The sequence below is a fragment of the Sulfurospirillum sp. E15m genome (genome assembly GCF_059415145.1).
In genome coordinates, this window is record NZ_JCAHZS010000002.1 from 241,157 (window position 1) to 258,010 (window position 16,854).

A 16,854-nucleotide genomic window follows, 5' to 3' on the forward strand; every position below is an offset into this window, starting at 1 on the left:
CTAGTTTTTAAAGGGGTAACCATGGTAAACAATAGAAGTAAGATTATCTACACAATCGTTGATGAAGCTCCCGCACTTGCAACATACTCTTTGCTTCCAATCGTCAAAGCATTTACTGCAACGGCGAATATTGACATCGAAACCAGAGATATTTCACTCTCAGGTCGTATCCTTGCTAATTTTCCAGAAAATTTGACAGCTGAACAAAAAATAAACGATGATTTAGCCTATTTAGGTGAACTTGCAAATAAGCCCGAAGCTAATATTATTAAACTACCCAATATCAGTGCTTCATTGCCTCAGCTAAAAGCTGCCATTAAAGAGCTTCAAGACAAAGGCTTTGCGATTCCTAATTATCCTGAAAACCCTGAAGATGAGACAGAAAAAGAGATAAAAACTCGTTATGCTAAAGTTCTAGGAAGTGCGGTAAATCCTGTACTTCGTGAGGGCAATTCTGACAGACGTGCACCTCTTTGCGTTAAAGAATACGCACGTAAAAATCCGCATCGTATGGGAAAATGGACCAGTGATTCTCATTCACATGTCGCGTATATGAACGAAGGAGATTTTTACGGCAATGAAAAATCAATTACCATGCCAGAAGCTACGACGGTTCGTATTGAACTTCTTGGCAAAGATGGTACAACAACCATTTTAAAAGATAAACTCGCTTTACTCAAAGATGAAATCATTGATGGTACCTTCATGAGCAGTAAAAAGCTCTCCGCATTTTATGAATCACAAATGCAAGACGCGAAAAAAAGTGGCATTTTGCTTTCATTACACCTCAAAGCTACGATGATGAAGGTGAGCGATCCTATTATGTTTGGGTATGCCGTTAAAACTTTCTTTAAAGATGTTTTTGAAAAATATGCAACGCTTTTTAGCGAAATTGGTGTCAATGCCAACAATGGTTTAGGTGATCTTTATACCAAAATTTCAACACTGCCTGAGGCACAAAAAGCACAAATTGAAGCTGATATTCAAGCATGCTACGCCAAACGCCCAGAACTTGCAATGGTTAATTCTGATAAGGGAATTACGAATTTACATGTACCCAGTGATGTTATTATTGACGCTTCTATGCCAGCATGTATCAGAGAATCTGGCAAAATGTGGGGGAAAGATGGTGCGTTGCATGAAACCAAAGCACTGATTCCAGACCGCTGTTATGCGCGCATTTATGAAGAAACAATGAATTTTTGTAAGAAAAATGGAGCGCTTGACCCTAAAACAATGGGTTCAGTTCCCAATGTAGGTTTAATGGCACAAAAAGCCGAAGAGTACGGCTCACACGATAAAACATTTGAATGTGCTATGGATGGCATTGTGCGCATCGTGGATAATGCTAGTGATAAAGTTTTGATGGAACATACCGTTGAAAAAGGCGATATTTACCGTGCATGTCAAGCCAAAGATGCACCGATTCGTGACTGGGTAAAATTAGCCGTCAATCGCGCACGTTTAAGTAACACACCTGCTATTTTTTGGTTAGACCCTGCACGTGCTCACGATAATCAAATGATTCAGAAAGTAGAAAAATATTTAAAAGAGCATGACCTAAAAGGACTTGATATCAAAATTATGACGCCAGAAGAGGCAATTCGTGTCTCTTTAGCACGTATTGTTGAAGGAAAAGATACTATCGCAGTTACGGGTAATGTCCTTCGTGATTATTTGACCGACCTTTTCCCTATTTTAGAAGTGGGAACATCGGCTAAAATGCTTTCGATTGTGCCACTGATGAGTGGTGGTGGTTTGTTTGAGACAGGTGCAGGCGGTTCTGCTCCAAAACACGTTCAACAATTCATAGAAGAAGACCATTTACGTTGGGATTCTTTGGGTGAATTTATGGCACTTACGGCTTCCTTAGAGCATCTTGATAATGTCATTGGAAACAAAAAAGCAGCAATTCTTGCTAAAACATTGGATGCTGCAACAGGAAAATTTTTAGATAACAACAAATCGCCTTCTTCAAAAGTAGGTGAATTAGACAATCGTGGAAGCCATTTTTATCTTGCCATGTATTGGGCAGAAGCACTAAGCACTCAAAGTGAAGATAAAGCTTTAGCAGAGCAATTTGCACCATTAGCAAAAGCACTCAAAAGCAATGAAGCTCAAATTGTGAGTGAATTAAATGCTGTTCAAGGTAAAGCGGTTGATATGGGTGGTTACTATAAACCAAATTATGAAAAAACCAATAACGCTATGCGACCAAGTGCTACATTAAATCATGCACTTGAAACCTTAAAAGCGTAATTTTTGATTTACATGTAAAAGAAGGAGTCTCTTTGTCACAAGGAAAAAAAGTCTCAATTATCGGAGCAGGAAATGTGGGAGCAACGATTTGCTATTGGCTAGCTATGCGTAAAAGTTGCCGTGAAATTGTGATGATAGACCTCGTAGAGGGCGTTGCCATTGGCAAAGCCCTCGATATCTCTCAAGCGACTTCGCCTGAAGGAAGTCATACTTTAATCAGTGCTTCTAGTGATTATCAACATATTACCAACAGTGATATTGTCGTCATTACAGCAGGTAGTCCACGCAAACCCGGTATGAGTCGTGATGATTTACTCATGGTCAATGCAAAGATTACCAAAGGGATTATTGAGCAAGTTAAGACGTATGCACCTGATGCTATTATTATCACGGTTTCGAATCCTTTGGATGCAATTACGTATGTGGCCTTAAAAGTGGGTAACTATCCACGAAATCGTGTCATTGGAATGGCAGGTATTTTAGATAGCTCGCGTATGGAAACATTTATCTCAGAAAAATTAGGTTTTGGATACGGTCAAGTCACGGCAAGTGTTATGGGTGGCCATGGCGATGATATGGTACCATTACCACGCTACTCATCGGTGAATGGTGTTGCACTCACCGATTTATTGTCTGATCTTGAAATTGAAGACATTATTGACAAAACGCGTCATGGTGGCGCTCAAATTGTTGGTTATATGGGAACCTCAGCGTATTATGCACCTGCTAACTCTACGGTTAAAATGATCGATGCAATTTTAAGCGATTCACGTGCTATTTTCCCTTGTGCTGTCTTGTTAGAAGGGGAGTACGGTTATCACGATACCGTCAATGGAGTCCCTGTCGTTTTAGGCGCCAACGGCATTGAAGAGATTGTTGAATTACCTCTGAATTTAAATGAGCAACAACAATTTGCCAAAAGCGTTGAATCAGTTGATAATCTCCTTAATACCTTGCGAAAGAATGATTTTTTTGCACAATAACGGGTGTGTTTCTATCTTAAACACATCTTCTTTTTTTAGAACACGAGAGATTTACATGTAACCATGTGAGAGAAGTTTAAGAGAAAGATAGTTTATAGTCAAATAAATTGATTGAATAAGGTCATTTGTGCTAAACGATTTAAAATCGAAACAGATGCTGTTTGTCGAAGATGACGAAGAGTTATCGTGTATGATGATTCCTATATTTAAAGTATTTGTTAAAGAGGTGTTTTATGCATCAACACTTCAAAAAGCAATACAAATTATGGAACAGCATACGATTGATATTATTTTTACAGATATTCACCTCCAAAATGAAAATGGACTGGATTTTGTAAAAAGAGTACGCGACACTAACGAAGAAATACCCATCGTCATACTCAGTGGATATAAAGATGAAGCGCTACTTCTCAAAGCCATACCGCTTGGTTTAACGGATTATCTGATTAAACCTGTTAATTACACCCAATTGACGCAGGCTTTTCATAAATGCATGCATAAAATGACAAAAGCCTCTCAACAAACCATCTTCCTTAGTAATGGGTTTACGTATAATGCAGATGAAAAAATGCTCGTTAAAGAAGGGCAATGTTTTGAACTCAAAAAGAGAGAGATTTTGTTTATGGAACTTTTGAGTAAAAACAAAAATCGTTTGATTACAAAAGAGATGATTCAAGTCTCCGTTTGGGAATCGGAAGATATGAGTGATTCAGCGTTGTATAACTTTATTATGCGGATTCGAAATCGTTTTGGAAAAGATTTTATTCATATGATTCCAAATTTAGGCTATCGCTTAGGTTAGAAATCGAATTTTGACATTCAGCCCATTTGGAATGGTATTGTACGTAATTTCGCCTCCATGCTTTTTAACGAGTTCTATACACATATAAATACCCAGTCCCATATCTGTTTCACTTGGTAGAGCTGGCATTCCTCCTGCATTATCGAAAATATCAATCTCATTTTTTGAAAATACGATTTTAAAATAAGGCGCTTCAATAGCATTTTTTAATGCCGCATTGATGGTATTATCAATGAGGTTCAGCCAAACGTGTACCCATTGGTTCATAATGCCTGTCATAATGCGATCACAATTGCCTTCTATACTAATAGCAAGATGACTTTTTTTGATTTTCACTTCTAAAATATTTTCGGCTTGTTTGATTGTCTCAAGCAGGAAAAAGCTCTCAATGTTTTTTGAAGGTTTATAAAATTCCAAAAAGCTTTGCATCGTATTGGACATAAAATCAAGGAGTTTTCCAATCTCTTCGGATTGGTTAAGCACAAATGCTTTATCAAGGGGTTGGTCATTTTTAAGTTGCACCAATGTCAAAAGATTTAATGCACCAATTTTTGCAAGCGTACCTCTCCATTGATGGGATATATTGCCTATAATTCTTCCAATCTCGGCTTCTTTAGAAGCTTGAAACAGTTTGTTTTGTATCAGTTGGCTTTTGGCAACTTCTTGTGAAATTTTTTCACGTAAATATTTGTTCCATAAAATAATAGAAAACAAAATCAATAAAAACAGTAAAACCCCAAAAGCAATATACCGAATGGATTCTTTACTCATTTTATTTTCAATAATAATGGCAACATGTTCATTGACACTGGCTTCCTTCTCTTGAGACGTTATTGTCGCAATTGCTTTATTTAGCAAAGAGAGTAACATGGGTTCATCATGCATCACTGCTAGGCGGATGGTATTGGTATTTTTTGGCAATTCACCTGCTATTTTGAGATTAAAAAATCCTTGTTTTTTTATAATATAAGCTGCGGCAGTCATGGAACGAAGTGTCATGTCTGCTTTTTGCGTGGAAACCATACCAAAGGCTTCTTCGTTAGTAGAGACTGGAATGACAATAAGATTGGCATACTCTTTACTAATACGTGTAAATAAGTCTGAAACAATGGGAATAGAAATACTCTCATGTGCTAAAGAAGCTAAATCTTCAATATAAGGATGCTCTTCTCGAGTAATGAGAACATAAGGGTCTTCAAACAGAGGTTCTGAAAATAATAGCCATTTGTTATTATCCACGGAAGGTTTCATAAAGGTAACAATATCGCATTGTCCTGATTTGGCTAATTTTAGACTATCGTCCCATGTTAGGACTTGCTGTACTTCTACAGCTATATGCAAACGCCTTGCGACAAGCTTCAATAAGTCAGCGATAATCCCTTTATAAATACCTTCTTGCGTAATTTCTTCAAAAGGAGAGGATTGCGCATCGACACAGACTTTAAAAGTTATTTTACTGTTTAAATAAGCACGTTCTTTTGCGGTTAAATTTAAAGTTTGATCAGATGCATGTAGTGACAGAAGGAGAAAGGAGCAAAGAAAAAACAGCTTTATCATGTAAACGCTATCCCTTGAAGAGTAAATGATTTACAAAATTTGATTATAGCATTTTCATAAAAGTGTTTACTAATGCTACACATCGTTACAATGATAAATAGATTGTAAAGACTTCAAGATAAATACATAGGCTTATTTATATAATGAACTATCTCTTTGGTGTTGAGGAAGTCAGTTTGCAACGTCTTGTACTCCGTTTATTATGGATATTTTCTCTTTTTCTCTCTACTTCTCATGCGTTTGAACCAAACCACAAATACATTATAGCAACAGCAAGTACGGGTGGAACATTTTACCCTGTGGGGGTGGCTATCGCGACATTATTATCATTGCGATTAAATGATCAGCCACAAATTTCATTTTCAGCGGTTGCAAGTAGCGGTAGTTTAGATAATATTCACCTTCTAGGTCAGAAAGAAGCGGATTTTGCTATTATTCAAAGTTTGTGTGGTTTGCTTGCTTGGCAAGGAAAATCTTTTTATCAAAATAAGCCGCAAAAGAACCTACGCGCTATTTCTATGTTGTGGCAAAATGTGGAACATTTTACACTCACGAATGATTTAGTAAAGACCGGAAATATAGAAGATTTGAAAAATCTTTACGGACATAATTTTTCAATCACTGAAAATGATTCTGGGAGTAAATTTTCCGCTGAAACTTTAATGGATATACTAGGCATTGATTATCGTAAAATGAATCTTTTTTACCTAGGCTACAATCAAAGTGCTATCGCTTTGCAACATGGAAAGATTAAAGGGATGAACACGCCAGCAGGTGCACCTGTTTCTGCGGTATCTAACGTTTATGCTGCTATGGGGCCACTTAAAGTGAGTCTGTTGGAATTTAGTGATGAAGATGTGGCTAAAATTCAAAAGTACTATCCCGTGTGGAATCGATATGTGATAAAAGCCAATACGTATCCAAGACAACCTAAAGATATTAAAACGATAGCCCAAGCAACATTATTAGTCACTAATGCTGATACACCAGATGATGTTGTCTATTTACTGACGAAAACGATGTATGAAAATTTAGTTTTCTTAAACTCTGTCAATAAAGGCACAACGTCTATTTCGCTTGAAAAAGCATTAGATGGACTTACCATTCCTCTGCATCCTGGCGCCATCCGATACTACCGCGAAAAAGGAATAACGATTCCGCCCCATTTATTAGCACCGCATCCTTAATTCTCTTAACGTTCTCTCAGAATCATTTTTTTTAGCGTGTATCCGAGAGAATACTAAGAGAGTAATCCTTTACAATGCTTCTTGTGATAAAAACATAGGAGGTTTGTTATGGATTTGATGCGATCTTGGAAGATTTTGACTCCCCTCATTGTCTTATGTCTATTGTGGTTTTCTCCTCAGCCAGATGGTCTTACAACAAGTGCTTGGCATTTTATGGCTATTTTTATGGCTGTGCTTGTTGGATTGATTTTAGAACCAATTCCAACAGCACTCTTAGGTTTGCTAGGAGTGAGTTTTGCTTCACTATTGGGCTTAGTGGGTAAAACGCCGGCTGCAAATGTGAAATGGGCACTTTCTGGCTTCTCAAACAATATTATCTGGCTTATTTTTGCATCGATTATGTTTGCGATGGGCTATAAAAAAACAGGTTTGGGTAAGAGAATCTCTTTATTGATGGTGCAATACATGGGTAAAAGTACTTTAGGCTTAGGTTATGCTATTGCCTTTGCTGATTTAGTCTTAGCCCCGTTTATGCCTTCTAATACTGCTCGTAGTGCAGGAACGATTTATCCCATTGCGATTAATATACCTGTTTTATTTGATTCAACACCTGAGCATGAACCACGCAAGATGGGTGCGTATTTAGTTTGGGTAGGAATTGCTATATCAACGGTTACGAGTTCCATGTTTTTTACAGGGCTTACAACAAATTTATTAGCAGCAGATTTAATTAGCAAAGGTGCGAATATTACTTTAGAATGGGGTGCGTGGGCCAAAATCATGATACCTATTATGGTGATTCCGTTTTTAGCTACACCTTTGTTGGCTTATATTCTTTTCCCTCCGACACAAAAGCATTCTCCTGAAGCGCCTCAATGGGCACGAAAAGAACTCGCTTCAATGGGGTCTATTTCTAGTAAAGAAATTTTGATGGCTTTTTTTGCCATCGTGGCCCTTATTTTATGGGTTTTTGGTAATGAACTGAATGTCAATGCAACAACAGCTGCTATATCCATCGTGTCATTGATGGTGCTTACGAATGTTGTCACATGGGATGATATTGTAAGTAATAAAAGTGCATGGAATGTACTGGTTTGGTTTGCAACATTAGTTGCCTTAGCCGCAGGATTAAAAGAGGTTGGTATCTTAACATGGCTCAGTAAAAATGCGGAAATTTTCCTAACAGGACTTTCACCCACATGGGTTATCATCGCCATGATTGTTGCATTTTTTCTCTTACATTACTTTTTTGCCAGTTTAACAGCACATGCCGTTGCTCTCTTTCCACTTTTTATTACTTTTGCTGTAAAATTAATCGCACCTGAGCAATTAGTAACATTCATGATTTTATTTACGGGTACATTGGGTATTATGGGAATTATTACGCCTTATGGAACAGGCCCTTCACCTATTTGGTATGGCTCTGGTTATATTTCTCAAGGAAAATGGTGGTTTTTAGGTGCCATTTTTGGTTTGTTTTATCTTTCTAGTATCATTATTGGCGTATTCATTTACATGTAAATCATACGATGAAGCACTAATAGAGCCCTAGAACCTTAAAGATGTAACAAAAAAAAGATATAGTTGATATTTTAATTGACTAAAGTGTTTGTTTCTCAATACAGTCTTACAAACGAAATAAAAATTCGGAAATGGAGGTTTTATGAATATTCACGAGTATCAAGCCAAAGAGATCTTTAAAAAGTACAATGTTCCCACTCCAAATGGATACATTGCTTTTACTGTGGAAGAAGCCGTCGAAAATGCAAAGAAACTGGGTGGAAATATTTGGGTGGTTAAAGCTCAAATCCATGCAGGTGGACGCGGTCTTGGTGGAGGTGTGAAGTTAGCAAAGAGTTTAGATGAAGTCAAAACACTTGCTAGCCAAATTCTTGGTATGACTCTTGTCACTCATCAAACAGGACCAGCGGGCAAATTGGTTCAAAAGGTCTATATTGAAGAGGGTGCAGATATTGCCGATGAACTCTATTTAGGCGTTGTCTTAGACCGTGCCAAAGAGATGCCTGTTATTATGGCATCACGTGAAGGTGGTATGGAGATTGAAAAAGTTGCTGCTGAGACGCCTGAAAAAATCATCAAAGTTGCCGTTGATCCGTTCATCGGATTTCAAGCATATCATGGACGTGAACTCGCCTTTGGATTAGGGCTTGAGAAAGATGAAATCAATAACTTCATAAAATTTGCTTCTGCTCTGTATCGAGTCTATATGGAAAACGATGCTGAACTGATTGAAATTAACCCTCTTGTTAAGACAAAAAGTGGCACTTTTATCGCACTTGACGGTAAAATGGGATTTGATGATAACTCACTCTTCCGCCATCCTGAAATTGAAGCGATGCGTGATGAGAGCGAAGAAAATCCTGTTGAGCGTGAAGCTTCAGGCTTTGGTCTTAGTTATGTCAAGCTAGATGGAAATGTTGGTTGTATGGTCAATGGTGCTGGTCTTGCAATGGGCACTATGGATACAATTCATTATGTGGGTGGTGAGCCTGCAAACTTCTTAGACGTAGGCGGTGGAGCCAACGCTCAAACAGTAGCCAAAGGGTTTGAAATTATTTTAAAAGACCCAAATGTTAAATCCATTTTTGTCAATATCTTTGGTGGTATTGTTAGATGTGATCGTATCGCAAATGGTATTTTAGAAGCAACGAAACTCATTGATGTACATGTCCCTGTTGTTGTGCGCCTTGATGGTACCAATGCCAAAGAAGCTGCCGAAATTCTCAAAAATGCCAATATTAAAAATATTATTACTGCAACAGATTTACACGATGGTGCTTTAAAAGCCGTCGCGTGTGCAAAAGGAAACTAAGCATGAGTATTTTAATCAATAAAGAGACAAAAGTAATCGTACAAGGTTTTACTGGCAAAGAGGGAAGTTTTCACGCAGAACAATGTTTAGCATATGGTACAAAAATCGTAGGCGGTGTCACACCTAATAAAGGTGGTACAACCCATCTTGACCAACCAGTTTTTAATACGGTGCGTGAAGCGGTTATAAGCACAGGTGCAACGGTCAGTATGATTTTTGTTCCACCAGCTTTTGTTGCGGACGCTGTTTTAGAAGCGGCAGATGCAGGCATTGAACTTGCTGTTATTATTACAGAAGGTGCCCCTGTTCGTGATATGCAACGTGCTAAAGCCTATGCGGTTAAAAAAGGGATGAAAACGATTGGACCTAACTGCCCAGGTATTATCACGGCAGAAGAGTGTAAAATCGGTATTATGCCAGGTATGATATTTAAAAAAGGGTGTGTTGGGCTTATCAGTAAGTCTGGTACTTTAACCTATGAAGGCGCAAATCAAGTGTGCAATGAAGGTTTTGGTATTACAACCGCGGTTGGTATTGGTGGGGATCCTATTATTGGACTTTCTTATAAGCAACTGCTACCAATGTTTGAGGCTGACCCTGAAACCAAAGCCATTGTAATGATTGGCGAAATTGGCGGTGATCTTGAAATTCAAGCCGCTGCTTTCATTAAAGAACATATTACCAAACCAGTTGTTGCTTTTATTGCTGGTCAAAGTGCACCAAAAGGAAAACGTATGGGACATGCTGGTGCGATTGTGAGTGGAAGTGCTGGTACAGCAGCCGAAAAAATGGCAGCTTTGGAAGCAGCAGGTGTTCATGTTGTTAAATCGCCAGCTGAAATTGGTAAAAAAGTTGCAGAAGTTTTGAAAAAATAAAAAAAAACTTTCAAGTTTTAAAGATTAAGTGAAGTAGATGTATAGCTACTGTAAAATCTATACTTTAAGACATTTTTTAAGTACGCTTAAAAAATGTCTTATCGAACATAAATTTTGGAAATTGTGTAAAAATAAAGGAGAACGTAGATGGGTTTAATCACTGCTCCAAGCAATACACCAGTATGGGTTAATGTCTCTAGGTGTAAAGCTTGTGATATTTGTGTCAGTATGTGTCCAGCAGGGGTTTTGGCAATGGTTCCAGCACCAAACTCAACACTTGGATCGATGATTGAAGTTGTTGTTCCTGATGCCTGTATAGGGTGTCGTGATTGTGAATTACATTGTCCAGATTTTGCAATTTATGTTGCAGATAAAAGCGAATTCAAATTTTCGAAGCTTTCAGAGACTGCAAAAGAGCGCGCTGAAGCTGTCAAAAAAAATAAATTTCGAAAACTCAGTGCATAAGGACAAAAAATGGCAAGAGAAGTAATTTCAAGTGGAAATGCACTGGTAGCGAAAGCGGCTGTTGATTGTGGATGTAAATTTTTTGGAGGGTATCCTATTACGCCTTCAAGTGAAATTGCAGAAGATTTAAGTAGTTTATTGCCTAAAAACGGTGGTAAATTTATTCAAATGGAAGATGAAATTGGTGGTATTTGTGTTGCCTTAGGCGCTTCAATGAGCGGAACTAAAGCAATGACAGCATCATCAGGTCCTGGTATTTCTCTTAAAGCAGAACAAATTGGTTATAGCTTTATTGCAGAAATTCCACTGGTTATCGTGAACGTTATGCGTGGTGGTCCTTCTACCGGTCTTCCAACACGTGTTTCTCAAGCAGATATCGGTCAAGCAAAATATCCAACACACGGCGATTTTGCGTCTATATCATTATGCCCTGGTAGTTTAGAAGAGGCTTATACCGAAACAATTCGTGCTTTTAATATTGCTGAAAAATATATGACACCTGTTTTTATCCTTTTAGATGAAACACTAGGTCATATGCATGGTAAAGCAATTCTTCCAGATCTTGCTGAGATTCAAAAAAGTGTTGTCAATCGTGCTGTATTTACAGGTGATCCAAAAGATTACAAACCTTACGCAGCAGAACCAACTGAACCAGCTGTACTCAATCCTTTCTTTAAAGGCTATCACTACCACGTGACAGGATTACACCATGGTGAAAAAGGTTTTCCAACGGAAGATGGCACAATTTGTGAGTACAACATTGAGCGCTTAACCAATAAAATCAAAATGAAATCAGATGATTTAGTACATTATGAAGAGTTTATGCTAGATGATGCGGATGTCTGTATTATCGCTTATGGAAGTATCTCTCGTGGTGCAAAAGAAGCGGTGATGAAACTTCGCCAAGATGGTATCAAAGCAGGTCTTTTCAGACCAATTACCCTTTGGCCAAGTCCTGTAGCAAAACTCAAAGAAATTGGTCAAAAATTCAAAAAAATCATGGTAACTGAACTCAATATGGGTCAGTATTTAGAAGAGATAGAGCGAGTAATGAAACGAGATGATTTTGCGACACTTCACAAAGCCAATGGTCGTCCAATCGCTCCGCTTGAAATGGTTGCTAAAGTTAAGGAGATGATGTAATGGCATTTAATTATGATCAATATCTACGTGTAGATAAAATGCCAACCTTATGGTGTTGGGGTTGTGGTGATGGTGTTATTTTAAAATCGGTTATTCGTGCAATCCATACAATGGGTTGGGATATGAACGATGTGTGTGTTGTTTCAGGTATCGGTTGTAGTGGACGTTTTAGTTCATATATTGACTGTAATACGGTTCATACAACACACGGACGTGCGATTGCGTATGCAACGGGTATTAAACTAGCAAATCCTGATAAACACGTTATTGTCGTCACAGGTGATGGCGATGGTTTAGCCATCGGTGGTAACCATACGATTCATGGATGTCGTAGAAACATTGACTTAAATCATGTTTTGATTAATAACTTTATTTATGGTCTAACAAATTCTCAAACCAGTCCGACAACACCACAAGGAATGTGGACATCAACGGCTAACTACGGTAACGTTGATCCTACTTTTGATGCTGCAAAATTGGCTGATGCTGCAGGTGCTACCTTTGTTGCGCGTGAGTCCGTTTTAGACCCGCAAAAACTTGAAAAAATGTTTGTAGCTGGTTTCTCTCACAAAGGTTACTCTTTCTTTGATGTGTTCTCAAACTGTCACATTAACCTTGGACGTAAAAACAAAATGGGTGAAGCGGTACAAAACCTTGAGTGGATTGAAGGTCGTATTGTTGGCAAGAAAAAATTTGACCTTATGAGTGATGAAGAGCGTGTTGGTAAATTCCCAACAGGTATCCTCAAACAAGAAGAGGGACAATTAGAATACTGTGAAGCGTATGATAAAGTAATCGAAGCTGCACAAAATAAAACCACGGTAAAGCTGTAAGGAGCCCTTGATGAGAAGACAATTACGTTTCGTAGGTGTAGGTGGTCAAGGTGTTATCCTAGCAGGTGAAATTTTAGCAGTTGCTAAAATTAAAGAGGGTGGTTACGGTGTCAAAGCATCAACCTATACGTCTCAAGTTCGTGGCGGTCCAACAAAAGTTGATATTTTATTGGATGAGAGTGAGATTTTATTTCCTTATGCCAACGAAGGCGAGATTGAGTTTATGATTGCTACTGCGCAAGTGAGTTTCAATCAATTTAAAAATGGCGTAAAACCAGGTGGTATCATTGTTGTTGAACCAAACTTGGTCACAGTCAATGAAGAAGATCGCAAAAAATGGAAAATCATTGAAATCCCATTGATTACGATTGCAAAAGAAGAAGTCGGAAATGTTATTACTCAGTCTGTTGTGGCACTTTCGATTACTGTTGAGATGACTCATGTTCTTCCACACGAACTTGTTCGTGAAGTCATGCTCTCAAAAGTACCTGAAAAAGTACACGCTGCTAATAATAAAGCGTATGACCTTGGCGTAAAATACGCTAAAGAAGCATTCGCTACACTTTAACATATAAGCTCTTCAGGCTTAAGCTTGAAGAGCTTTTTTCTCCTGATGGTTACTTCTACAAATTAATTACATGTCAAAACGCGATGATTGTTTATTAAAAGGATGAGATAAAACGTTTGAAGATAAATTCTTTAAATATTAATGATTCAAAAGACGTGGAGCGGGTGACGGGAATCGAACCCGCTACTTTCAGCTTGGGAAGCTAACACTCTACCGATGAGTTACACCCGCAATTGAAGTTGAAATTTTAGCATAACTTTTTACATGTAAAAGATATAAATTTAAAGGAAGAGTATAATAAGTGTGTGAAAGCGTGTTTTGAAGGAGAAAAAATGCAAAATACAATCAATATTTCAAAAGCTTTAAAACAGCAACAAAATGAGATTGATGACTTTACCATTTACAGTATGCTTGCCCAAAGTGAAAAAAATGATGCCAATAAAGTTGTTTTTCAAAAGATTGCCCATGAAGAGAAAGGGCATTACATGTATCTTAAATCATTTACGCATGCAGAGGTGATGCCACGTCGCTTAGTGGTGCTATTTTATCTGCTTTTAGCAAAAATACTCGGGGTCTCTTTTACGTTAAAGTTTTTAGAAAAGAGAGAAGAGGGTGCAAAACAGTTCTATCAAGAACTCATCGTCGTTGATGAAAAAGCGCAAGAAGTGTATGAGCAAGAGATGCACCATGAAGTAGAGCTGATCGATATGTTACACGACAGAAAATTGTTATATGCAGGTGCGATTGTTTTGGGTATGAATGATGCCTTAGTCGAACTTACAGGAACACTAAGTGGCATCGCTTTAGCGTTTGATAAAAGTGTGGTGGTTGGTGTAACAGGTCTCATTATGGGAATAGCGGCTTCACTTTCGATGGCAGGCTCTGCCTATCTTGAATCAAAAGAAAACCCAACGGAAGATATCAAAGCGCTAACGTATTCGCTGTATACGGGTGTATCATACATCCTCACAACATCGCTTTTGGTTTTACCATTTTTTATATTTAGCTCTATACCCACTGCTATTTTATGGATGTTCTGCGGCGCAATGTTGGCCATTGTGCTTTATAATTTTTACATCTCTGTGGCAAAAGATTTGTCATTTTGGAAGCGCGTAGGTGAGATGTCGTTGATTACGTTTGGTGTTGCGCTCATCTCTTTTGGCATTGGTTATTTTGTCAAACACTATTTTGGGATTGAAATTTAGCTTTTTTGTTTTAAGTGACGGTAGCGAGCGATAAGAATAAAGCTTGCTATCACCACAATACTTAAAGGTAAAAAGAGATACCAATGGTGTTTAATGAGAGTTATAAACGATAAAATCGTATCACCAAAATACCAGACCGGTATGATAATAAGACTACTCCAACACAACGCTGAGATAAAATTGATGAGTGCAAAAAAGCGAGGACTGTATCCCATTAATCCAATGCAAAGAGGAATAATCGTACGAAGACCATAAAGGTAACGCTGGATAAAGATAATAAACCAACCGTATTCTCTAAGTAAAAGTTTTGCAAGAGCAATTTTGCGTTTTTGTTTGGCAAGTTTCCGAATGACATACTCTTTTTTAAAGCGTCCCAAATAGAAGTAAATTTGGTCACCCACGAAGGCGCCAAAACCTGCAGTAAAAATAGCATAAGCAAGAACCATATCGCCGGTATGGACAAACAGTCCTGCCATAATCAGCCCGCTTTCGCCCTCTAAAATACTCCAGAAAAAAAGAATGATATACCCGTACTCATGCATTAAAGTGACAAAATTAAAATCCATCATTGCTTACTTTTTTGTGTTTTATTAATGATACCGTTTTCTACCTATGAAAAAGCCTAGACGTGTACTTTAGCTTTTACATGTAATTTAAAAAACGCGATTTATTTCAATCTTCTTTGAGCCATAATAAGAGAAAAAATAAGGAGTCAATCAATGCAATACCGAATAGAAAAAGATACGATGGGCGAGATTAATGTTCCAAATGACCGATACTGGGGTGCCCAAACCGAGCGAAGTTTGGAAAATTTTAGAATCGGTACCGAAAAAATGCCTAAAGAGCTTATTCGTGCTTTTGCACTGCTGAAACGTTCTGTTGCTGTGGTCAATCAAAATTTAGGCAAATTAGATGAAACAAAAGCCGGTGCTATTATCAAAGCATGCGATGAAATCCTTGCCGATAAATTAGAGGGCGAATTTCCTTTGGCTATCTGGCAAACGGGCAGTGGCACACAAACAAATATGAACCTAAATGAAGTGATTGCCAATCTTGCGACGGAGATTTTAGGCGGAGATTTTAGGCTTGAAAAACGCATTCACCCAAATGACCATGTCAATATGTCTCAAAGCTCTAATGATACATTTCCAACGGCTATGCACATCGCAAGTGTGATTGAGATAGAAGATGCGCTTTTGCCTTCTTTAAAAAGACTGATTGAAGCTTTTAGGCTCAAAGAAAAAGCGTTTGAAGCTATCATTAAAATTGGACGAACGCACCTTCAAGATGCTACACCGCTCACATTAGGACAGGAATTTAGCGGTTATCGAAGTATGTTAGAGCATTCTTATGCGCACATTACGCAAGCTTTAATGTCACTTCGTGAGCTGGCTATTGGTGGAACAGCCGTTGGAACGGGTATCAACGCGCATCCAAAGCTGAGTGAATTTGTGAGTGAAGAACTCACCAAGATTACGGGAAAAACGTTTGTCAGCTCGCCCAATAAATTCCATGCCCTTACCTCCCACGATGCGATTGTTTTTGCTAGCGGTGCGAACAAAGGATTGGCGGCGAACTTAATGAAAATAGCCAATGACGTCAGATGGCTAGCCTCAGGACCAAGGTGTGGCATTGGAGAGCTCAGTATTCCTGAAAATGAACCCGGTAGTTCAATCATGCCAGGTAAAGTGAACCCTACACAAGCAGAAGCAGTCACAATGGTGACATGCCAAGTCTTTGGTGCAGATGTTGCTATCTCTATGGGTGCAAGCCAAGGCAATTTTGAACTCAATGTTTTTAAACCCGTCATCATCTATAATTTTTTACAACAAATTCGACTGCTGAGCGATGTAATGGACTCGTTTAGAGAGCATTGTGTGGAAGGCATTGAAGCCAATGTCGAAAAAATCGACTACAATCTTAAAAACTCGCTGATGCTTGTCACGGCACTTAATCCTTACATCGGCTATGAAAAAGCGGCTAAAGTGGCAAAGCTTGCGCATAAAGAGCATTCAAGTCTCAAAGAGGCGTGCATTCAATTAGGGTTTTTAAGTGCGGAAGAGTTTGACCGTTATGTGATTCCCGCAGAGATGATTCATCCAAAAGCTTAATCGCGCCTCTGCCTAAAAGTAGCCAACGAACCT

At 38.3% G+C, this 16,854-nt stretch carries 15 protein-coding genes and 1 tRNA gene; 13 read left to right on the top strand and 3 right to left on the bottom strand.

The features are described from left to right. The first annotated feature begins 21 nt into the window (after window positions 1-21). From AC5SLP_RS05340 to AC5SLP_RS05350, 3 genes are all read left to right on the top strand, one after another. Window positions 22-2,259 (top strand): NADP-dependent isocitrate dehydrogenase, encoded by a 2,238-nt coding sequence (locus AC5SLP_RS05340; protein WP_495254113.1) that lies wholly within the window; start codon window positions 22-24, stop codon window positions 2,257-2,259. 32 nt (window positions 2,260-2,291) lie between these two features. Then, window positions 2,292-3,242: a malate dehydrogenase gene (gene mdh, locus AC5SLP_RS05345; protein ID WP_495254114.1), complete on the top strand. Its 951-nt coding sequence runs from the start codon at window positions 2,292-2,294 to the stop codon at window positions 3,240-3,242. A gap of 127 nt (window positions 3,243-3,369) precedes the next feature. Further along, window positions 3,370-4,044, top strand: coding sequence for a response regulator transcription factor (locus AC5SLP_RS05350; RefSeq protein ID WP_495254115.1), 675 nt, complete (start codon window positions 3,370-3,372; stop codon window positions 4,042-4,044). Here the strand turns inward: AC5SLP_RS05350 and AC5SLP_RS05355 are convergent. Beyond that, window positions 4,036-5,601, bottom strand: a complete 1,566-nt coding sequence (locus tag AC5SLP_RS05355; protein ID WP_495254116.1) for a transporter substrate-binding domain-containing protein — start codon at window positions 5,599-5,601, stop codon at window positions 4,036-4,038. The two genes, AC5SLP_RS05350 and AC5SLP_RS05355, sit on opposite strands and share 9 nt — an antisense overlap. A gap of 143 nt (window positions 5,602-5,744) precedes the next feature. On the opposite strand from AC5SLP_RS05355, the gene AC5SLP_RS05360 reads away from it, so the two are divergent. The 8 genes from AC5SLP_RS05360 (at window position 5,745) to AC5SLP_RS05395 (ending at window position 13,505) form a co-directional block, all read left to right on the top strand. Beyond that, window positions 5,745-6,788 carry a TAXI family TRAP transporter solute-binding subunit gene (locus AC5SLP_RS05360; RefSeq protein WP_495254117.1) on the top strand — a complete coding sequence of 348 codons (1,044 nt, stop codon included), beginning with the start codon at window positions 5,745-5,747 and terminating at the stop codon, window positions 6,786-6,788. 108 nt (window positions 6,789-6,896) lie between these two features. Continuing rightward, entirely contained in the window at window positions 6,897-8,309 is a 1,413-nt protein-coding gene (locus AC5SLP_RS05365) for a DASS family sodium-coupled anion symporter (protein WP_495254118.1), read from the top strand. 142 nt (window positions 8,310-8,451) lie between these two features. After that, on the top strand, window positions 8,452-9,621 hold the full coding sequence (gene sucC / locus AC5SLP_RS05370) for an ADP-forming succinate--CoA ligase subunit beta (protein WP_495254119.1): 1,170 nt from the start codon (window positions 8,452-8,454) through the stop codon (window positions 9,619-9,621). 2 nt (window positions 9,622-9,623) lie between these two features. Beyond that, window positions 9,624-10,496 carry a succinate--CoA ligase subunit alpha gene (sucD, locus tag AC5SLP_RS05375; protein WP_495254120.1) on the top strand — a complete coding sequence of 291 codons (873 nt, stop codon included), beginning with the start codon at window positions 9,624-9,626 and terminating at the stop codon, window positions 10,494-10,496. Between the two features lie 147 nt (window positions 10,497-10,643). Continuing rightward, window positions 10,644-10,961 carry a 4Fe-4S dicluster domain-containing protein gene (locus AC5SLP_RS05380; protein WP_495254121.1) on the top strand — a complete coding sequence of 106 codons (318 nt, stop codon included), beginning with the start codon at window positions 10,644-10,646 and terminating at the stop codon, window positions 10,959-10,961. A gap of 9 nt (window positions 10,962-10,970) precedes the next feature. Beyond that, the gene (locus AC5SLP_RS05385; protein ID WP_495254122.1) at window positions 10,971-12,104 is read left to right on the top strand and encodes a 2-oxoglutarate synthase subunit alpha; all 1,134 of its coding nucleotides are present in this window, start codon (window positions 10,971-10,973) and stop codon (window positions 12,102-12,104) included. Next, a complete protein-coding gene (locus AC5SLP_RS05390) occupies window positions 12,104-12,937 on the top strand; it encodes a 2-oxoglutarate ferredoxin oxidoreductase subunit beta (protein WP_495254123.1) in 834 nt (277 codons plus the stop codon). Before AC5SLP_RS05385 ends, AC5SLP_RS05390 begins: the two co-directional genes overlap by 1 nt. Window positions 12,938-12,947: 10 nt before the next feature. Further along, complete coding sequence (locus AC5SLP_RS05395) at window positions 12,948-13,505, top strand: 2-oxoglutarate:acceptor oxidoreductase subunit OorC (protein WP_495254124.1); 558 nt, start codon at window positions 12,948-12,950, stop codon at window positions 13,503-13,505. Between the two features lie 156 nt (window positions 13,506-13,661). Here the strand turns inward: AC5SLP_RS05395 and AC5SLP_RS05400 are convergent. Further along, a tRNA-Gly gene (locus AC5SLP_RS05400) sits at window positions 13,662-13,736 on the bottom strand. Between the two features lie 101 nt (window positions 13,737-13,837). Here AC5SLP_RS05400 and AC5SLP_RS05405 point away from each other — a divergent pair. Beyond that, complete coding sequence (locus AC5SLP_RS05405; RefSeq protein WP_495254125.1) at window positions 13,838-14,710, top strand: VIT1/CCC1 transporter family protein; 873 nt, start codon at window positions 13,838-13,840, stop codon at window positions 14,708-14,710. On the opposite strand, the gene AC5SLP_RS05410 is transcribed toward AC5SLP_RS05405, so the two are convergent. Next, a complete protein-coding gene (locus AC5SLP_RS05410) occupies window positions 14,707-15,279 on the bottom strand; it encodes a DedA family protein (RefSeq protein WP_495254126.1) in 573 nt (190 codons plus the stop codon). The two genes, AC5SLP_RS05405 and AC5SLP_RS05410, sit on opposite strands and share 4 nt — an antisense overlap. 150 nt (window positions 15,280-15,429) lie before the next feature. Here AC5SLP_RS05410 and fumC point away from each other — a divergent pair, with 150 nt between their 5' ends. Continuing rightward, entirely contained in the window at window positions 15,430-16,821 is a 1,392-nt protein-coding gene (gene fumC / locus AC5SLP_RS05415; protein WP_495254127.1) for a class II fumarate hydratase, read from the top strand. Window positions 16,822-16,854: the final 33 nt, after the last annotated feature.

Excerpts from the sequence above, each read along its gene's own strand:
- AC5SLP_RS05365 (WP_495254118.1), top strand. The coding sequence starts at position 6,897 with ATGGATTTGATGCGATCTTGGAAGATTTTGACTCCCCTCATTGTCTTA.
- fumC (WP_495254127.1), top strand. The coding sequence starts at position 15,430 with ATGCAATACCGAATAGAAAAAGATACGATGGGCGAGATTAATGTTCCA.
- AC5SLP_RS05340 (WP_495254113.1), top strand. The coding sequence starts at position 22 with ATGGTAAACAATAGAAGTAAGATTATCTACACAATCGTTGATGAAGCT.
- AC5SLP_RS05385 (WP_495254122.1), top strand. The coding sequence starts at position 10,971 with ATGGCAAGAGAAGTAATTTCAAGTGGAAATGCACTGGTAGCGAAAGCG.
- sucD (WP_495254120.1), top strand. The coding sequence starts at position 9,624 with ATGAGTATTTTAATCAATAAAGAGACAAAAGTAATCGTACAAGGTTTT.
- AC5SLP_RS05360 (WP_495254117.1), top strand. The coding sequence starts at position 5,745 with ATGAACTATCTCTTTGGTGTTGAGGAAGTCAGTTTGCAACGTCTTGTA.
- AC5SLP_RS05395 (WP_495254124.1), top strand. The coding sequence starts at position 12,948 with ATGAGAAGACAATTACGTTTCGTAGGTGTAGGTGGTCAAGGTGTTATC.
- AC5SLP_RS05355 (WP_495254116.1), bottom strand. The coding sequence starts at position 5,601 with ATGATAAAGCTGTTTTTTCTTTGCTCCTTTCTCCTTCTGTCACTACAT.
- sucC (WP_495254119.1), top strand. The coding sequence starts at position 8,452 with ATGAATATTCACGAGTATCAAGCCAAAGAGATCTTTAAAAAGTACAAT.
- AC5SLP_RS05410 (WP_495254126.1), bottom strand. The coding sequence starts at position 15,279 with ATGATGGATTTTAATTTTGTCACTTTAATGCATGAGTACGGGTATATC.
- AC5SLP_RS05380 (WP_495254121.1), top strand. The coding sequence starts at position 10,644 with ATGGGTTTAATCACTGCTCCAAGCAATACACCAGTATGGGTTAATGTC.
- AC5SLP_RS05405 (WP_495254125.1), top strand. The coding sequence starts at position 13,838 with ATGCAAAATACAATCAATATTTCAAAAGCTTTAAAACAGCAACAAAAT.
- AC5SLP_RS05390 (WP_495254123.1), top strand. The coding sequence starts at position 12,104 with ATGGCATTTAATTATGATCAATATCTACGTGTAGATAAAATGCCAACC.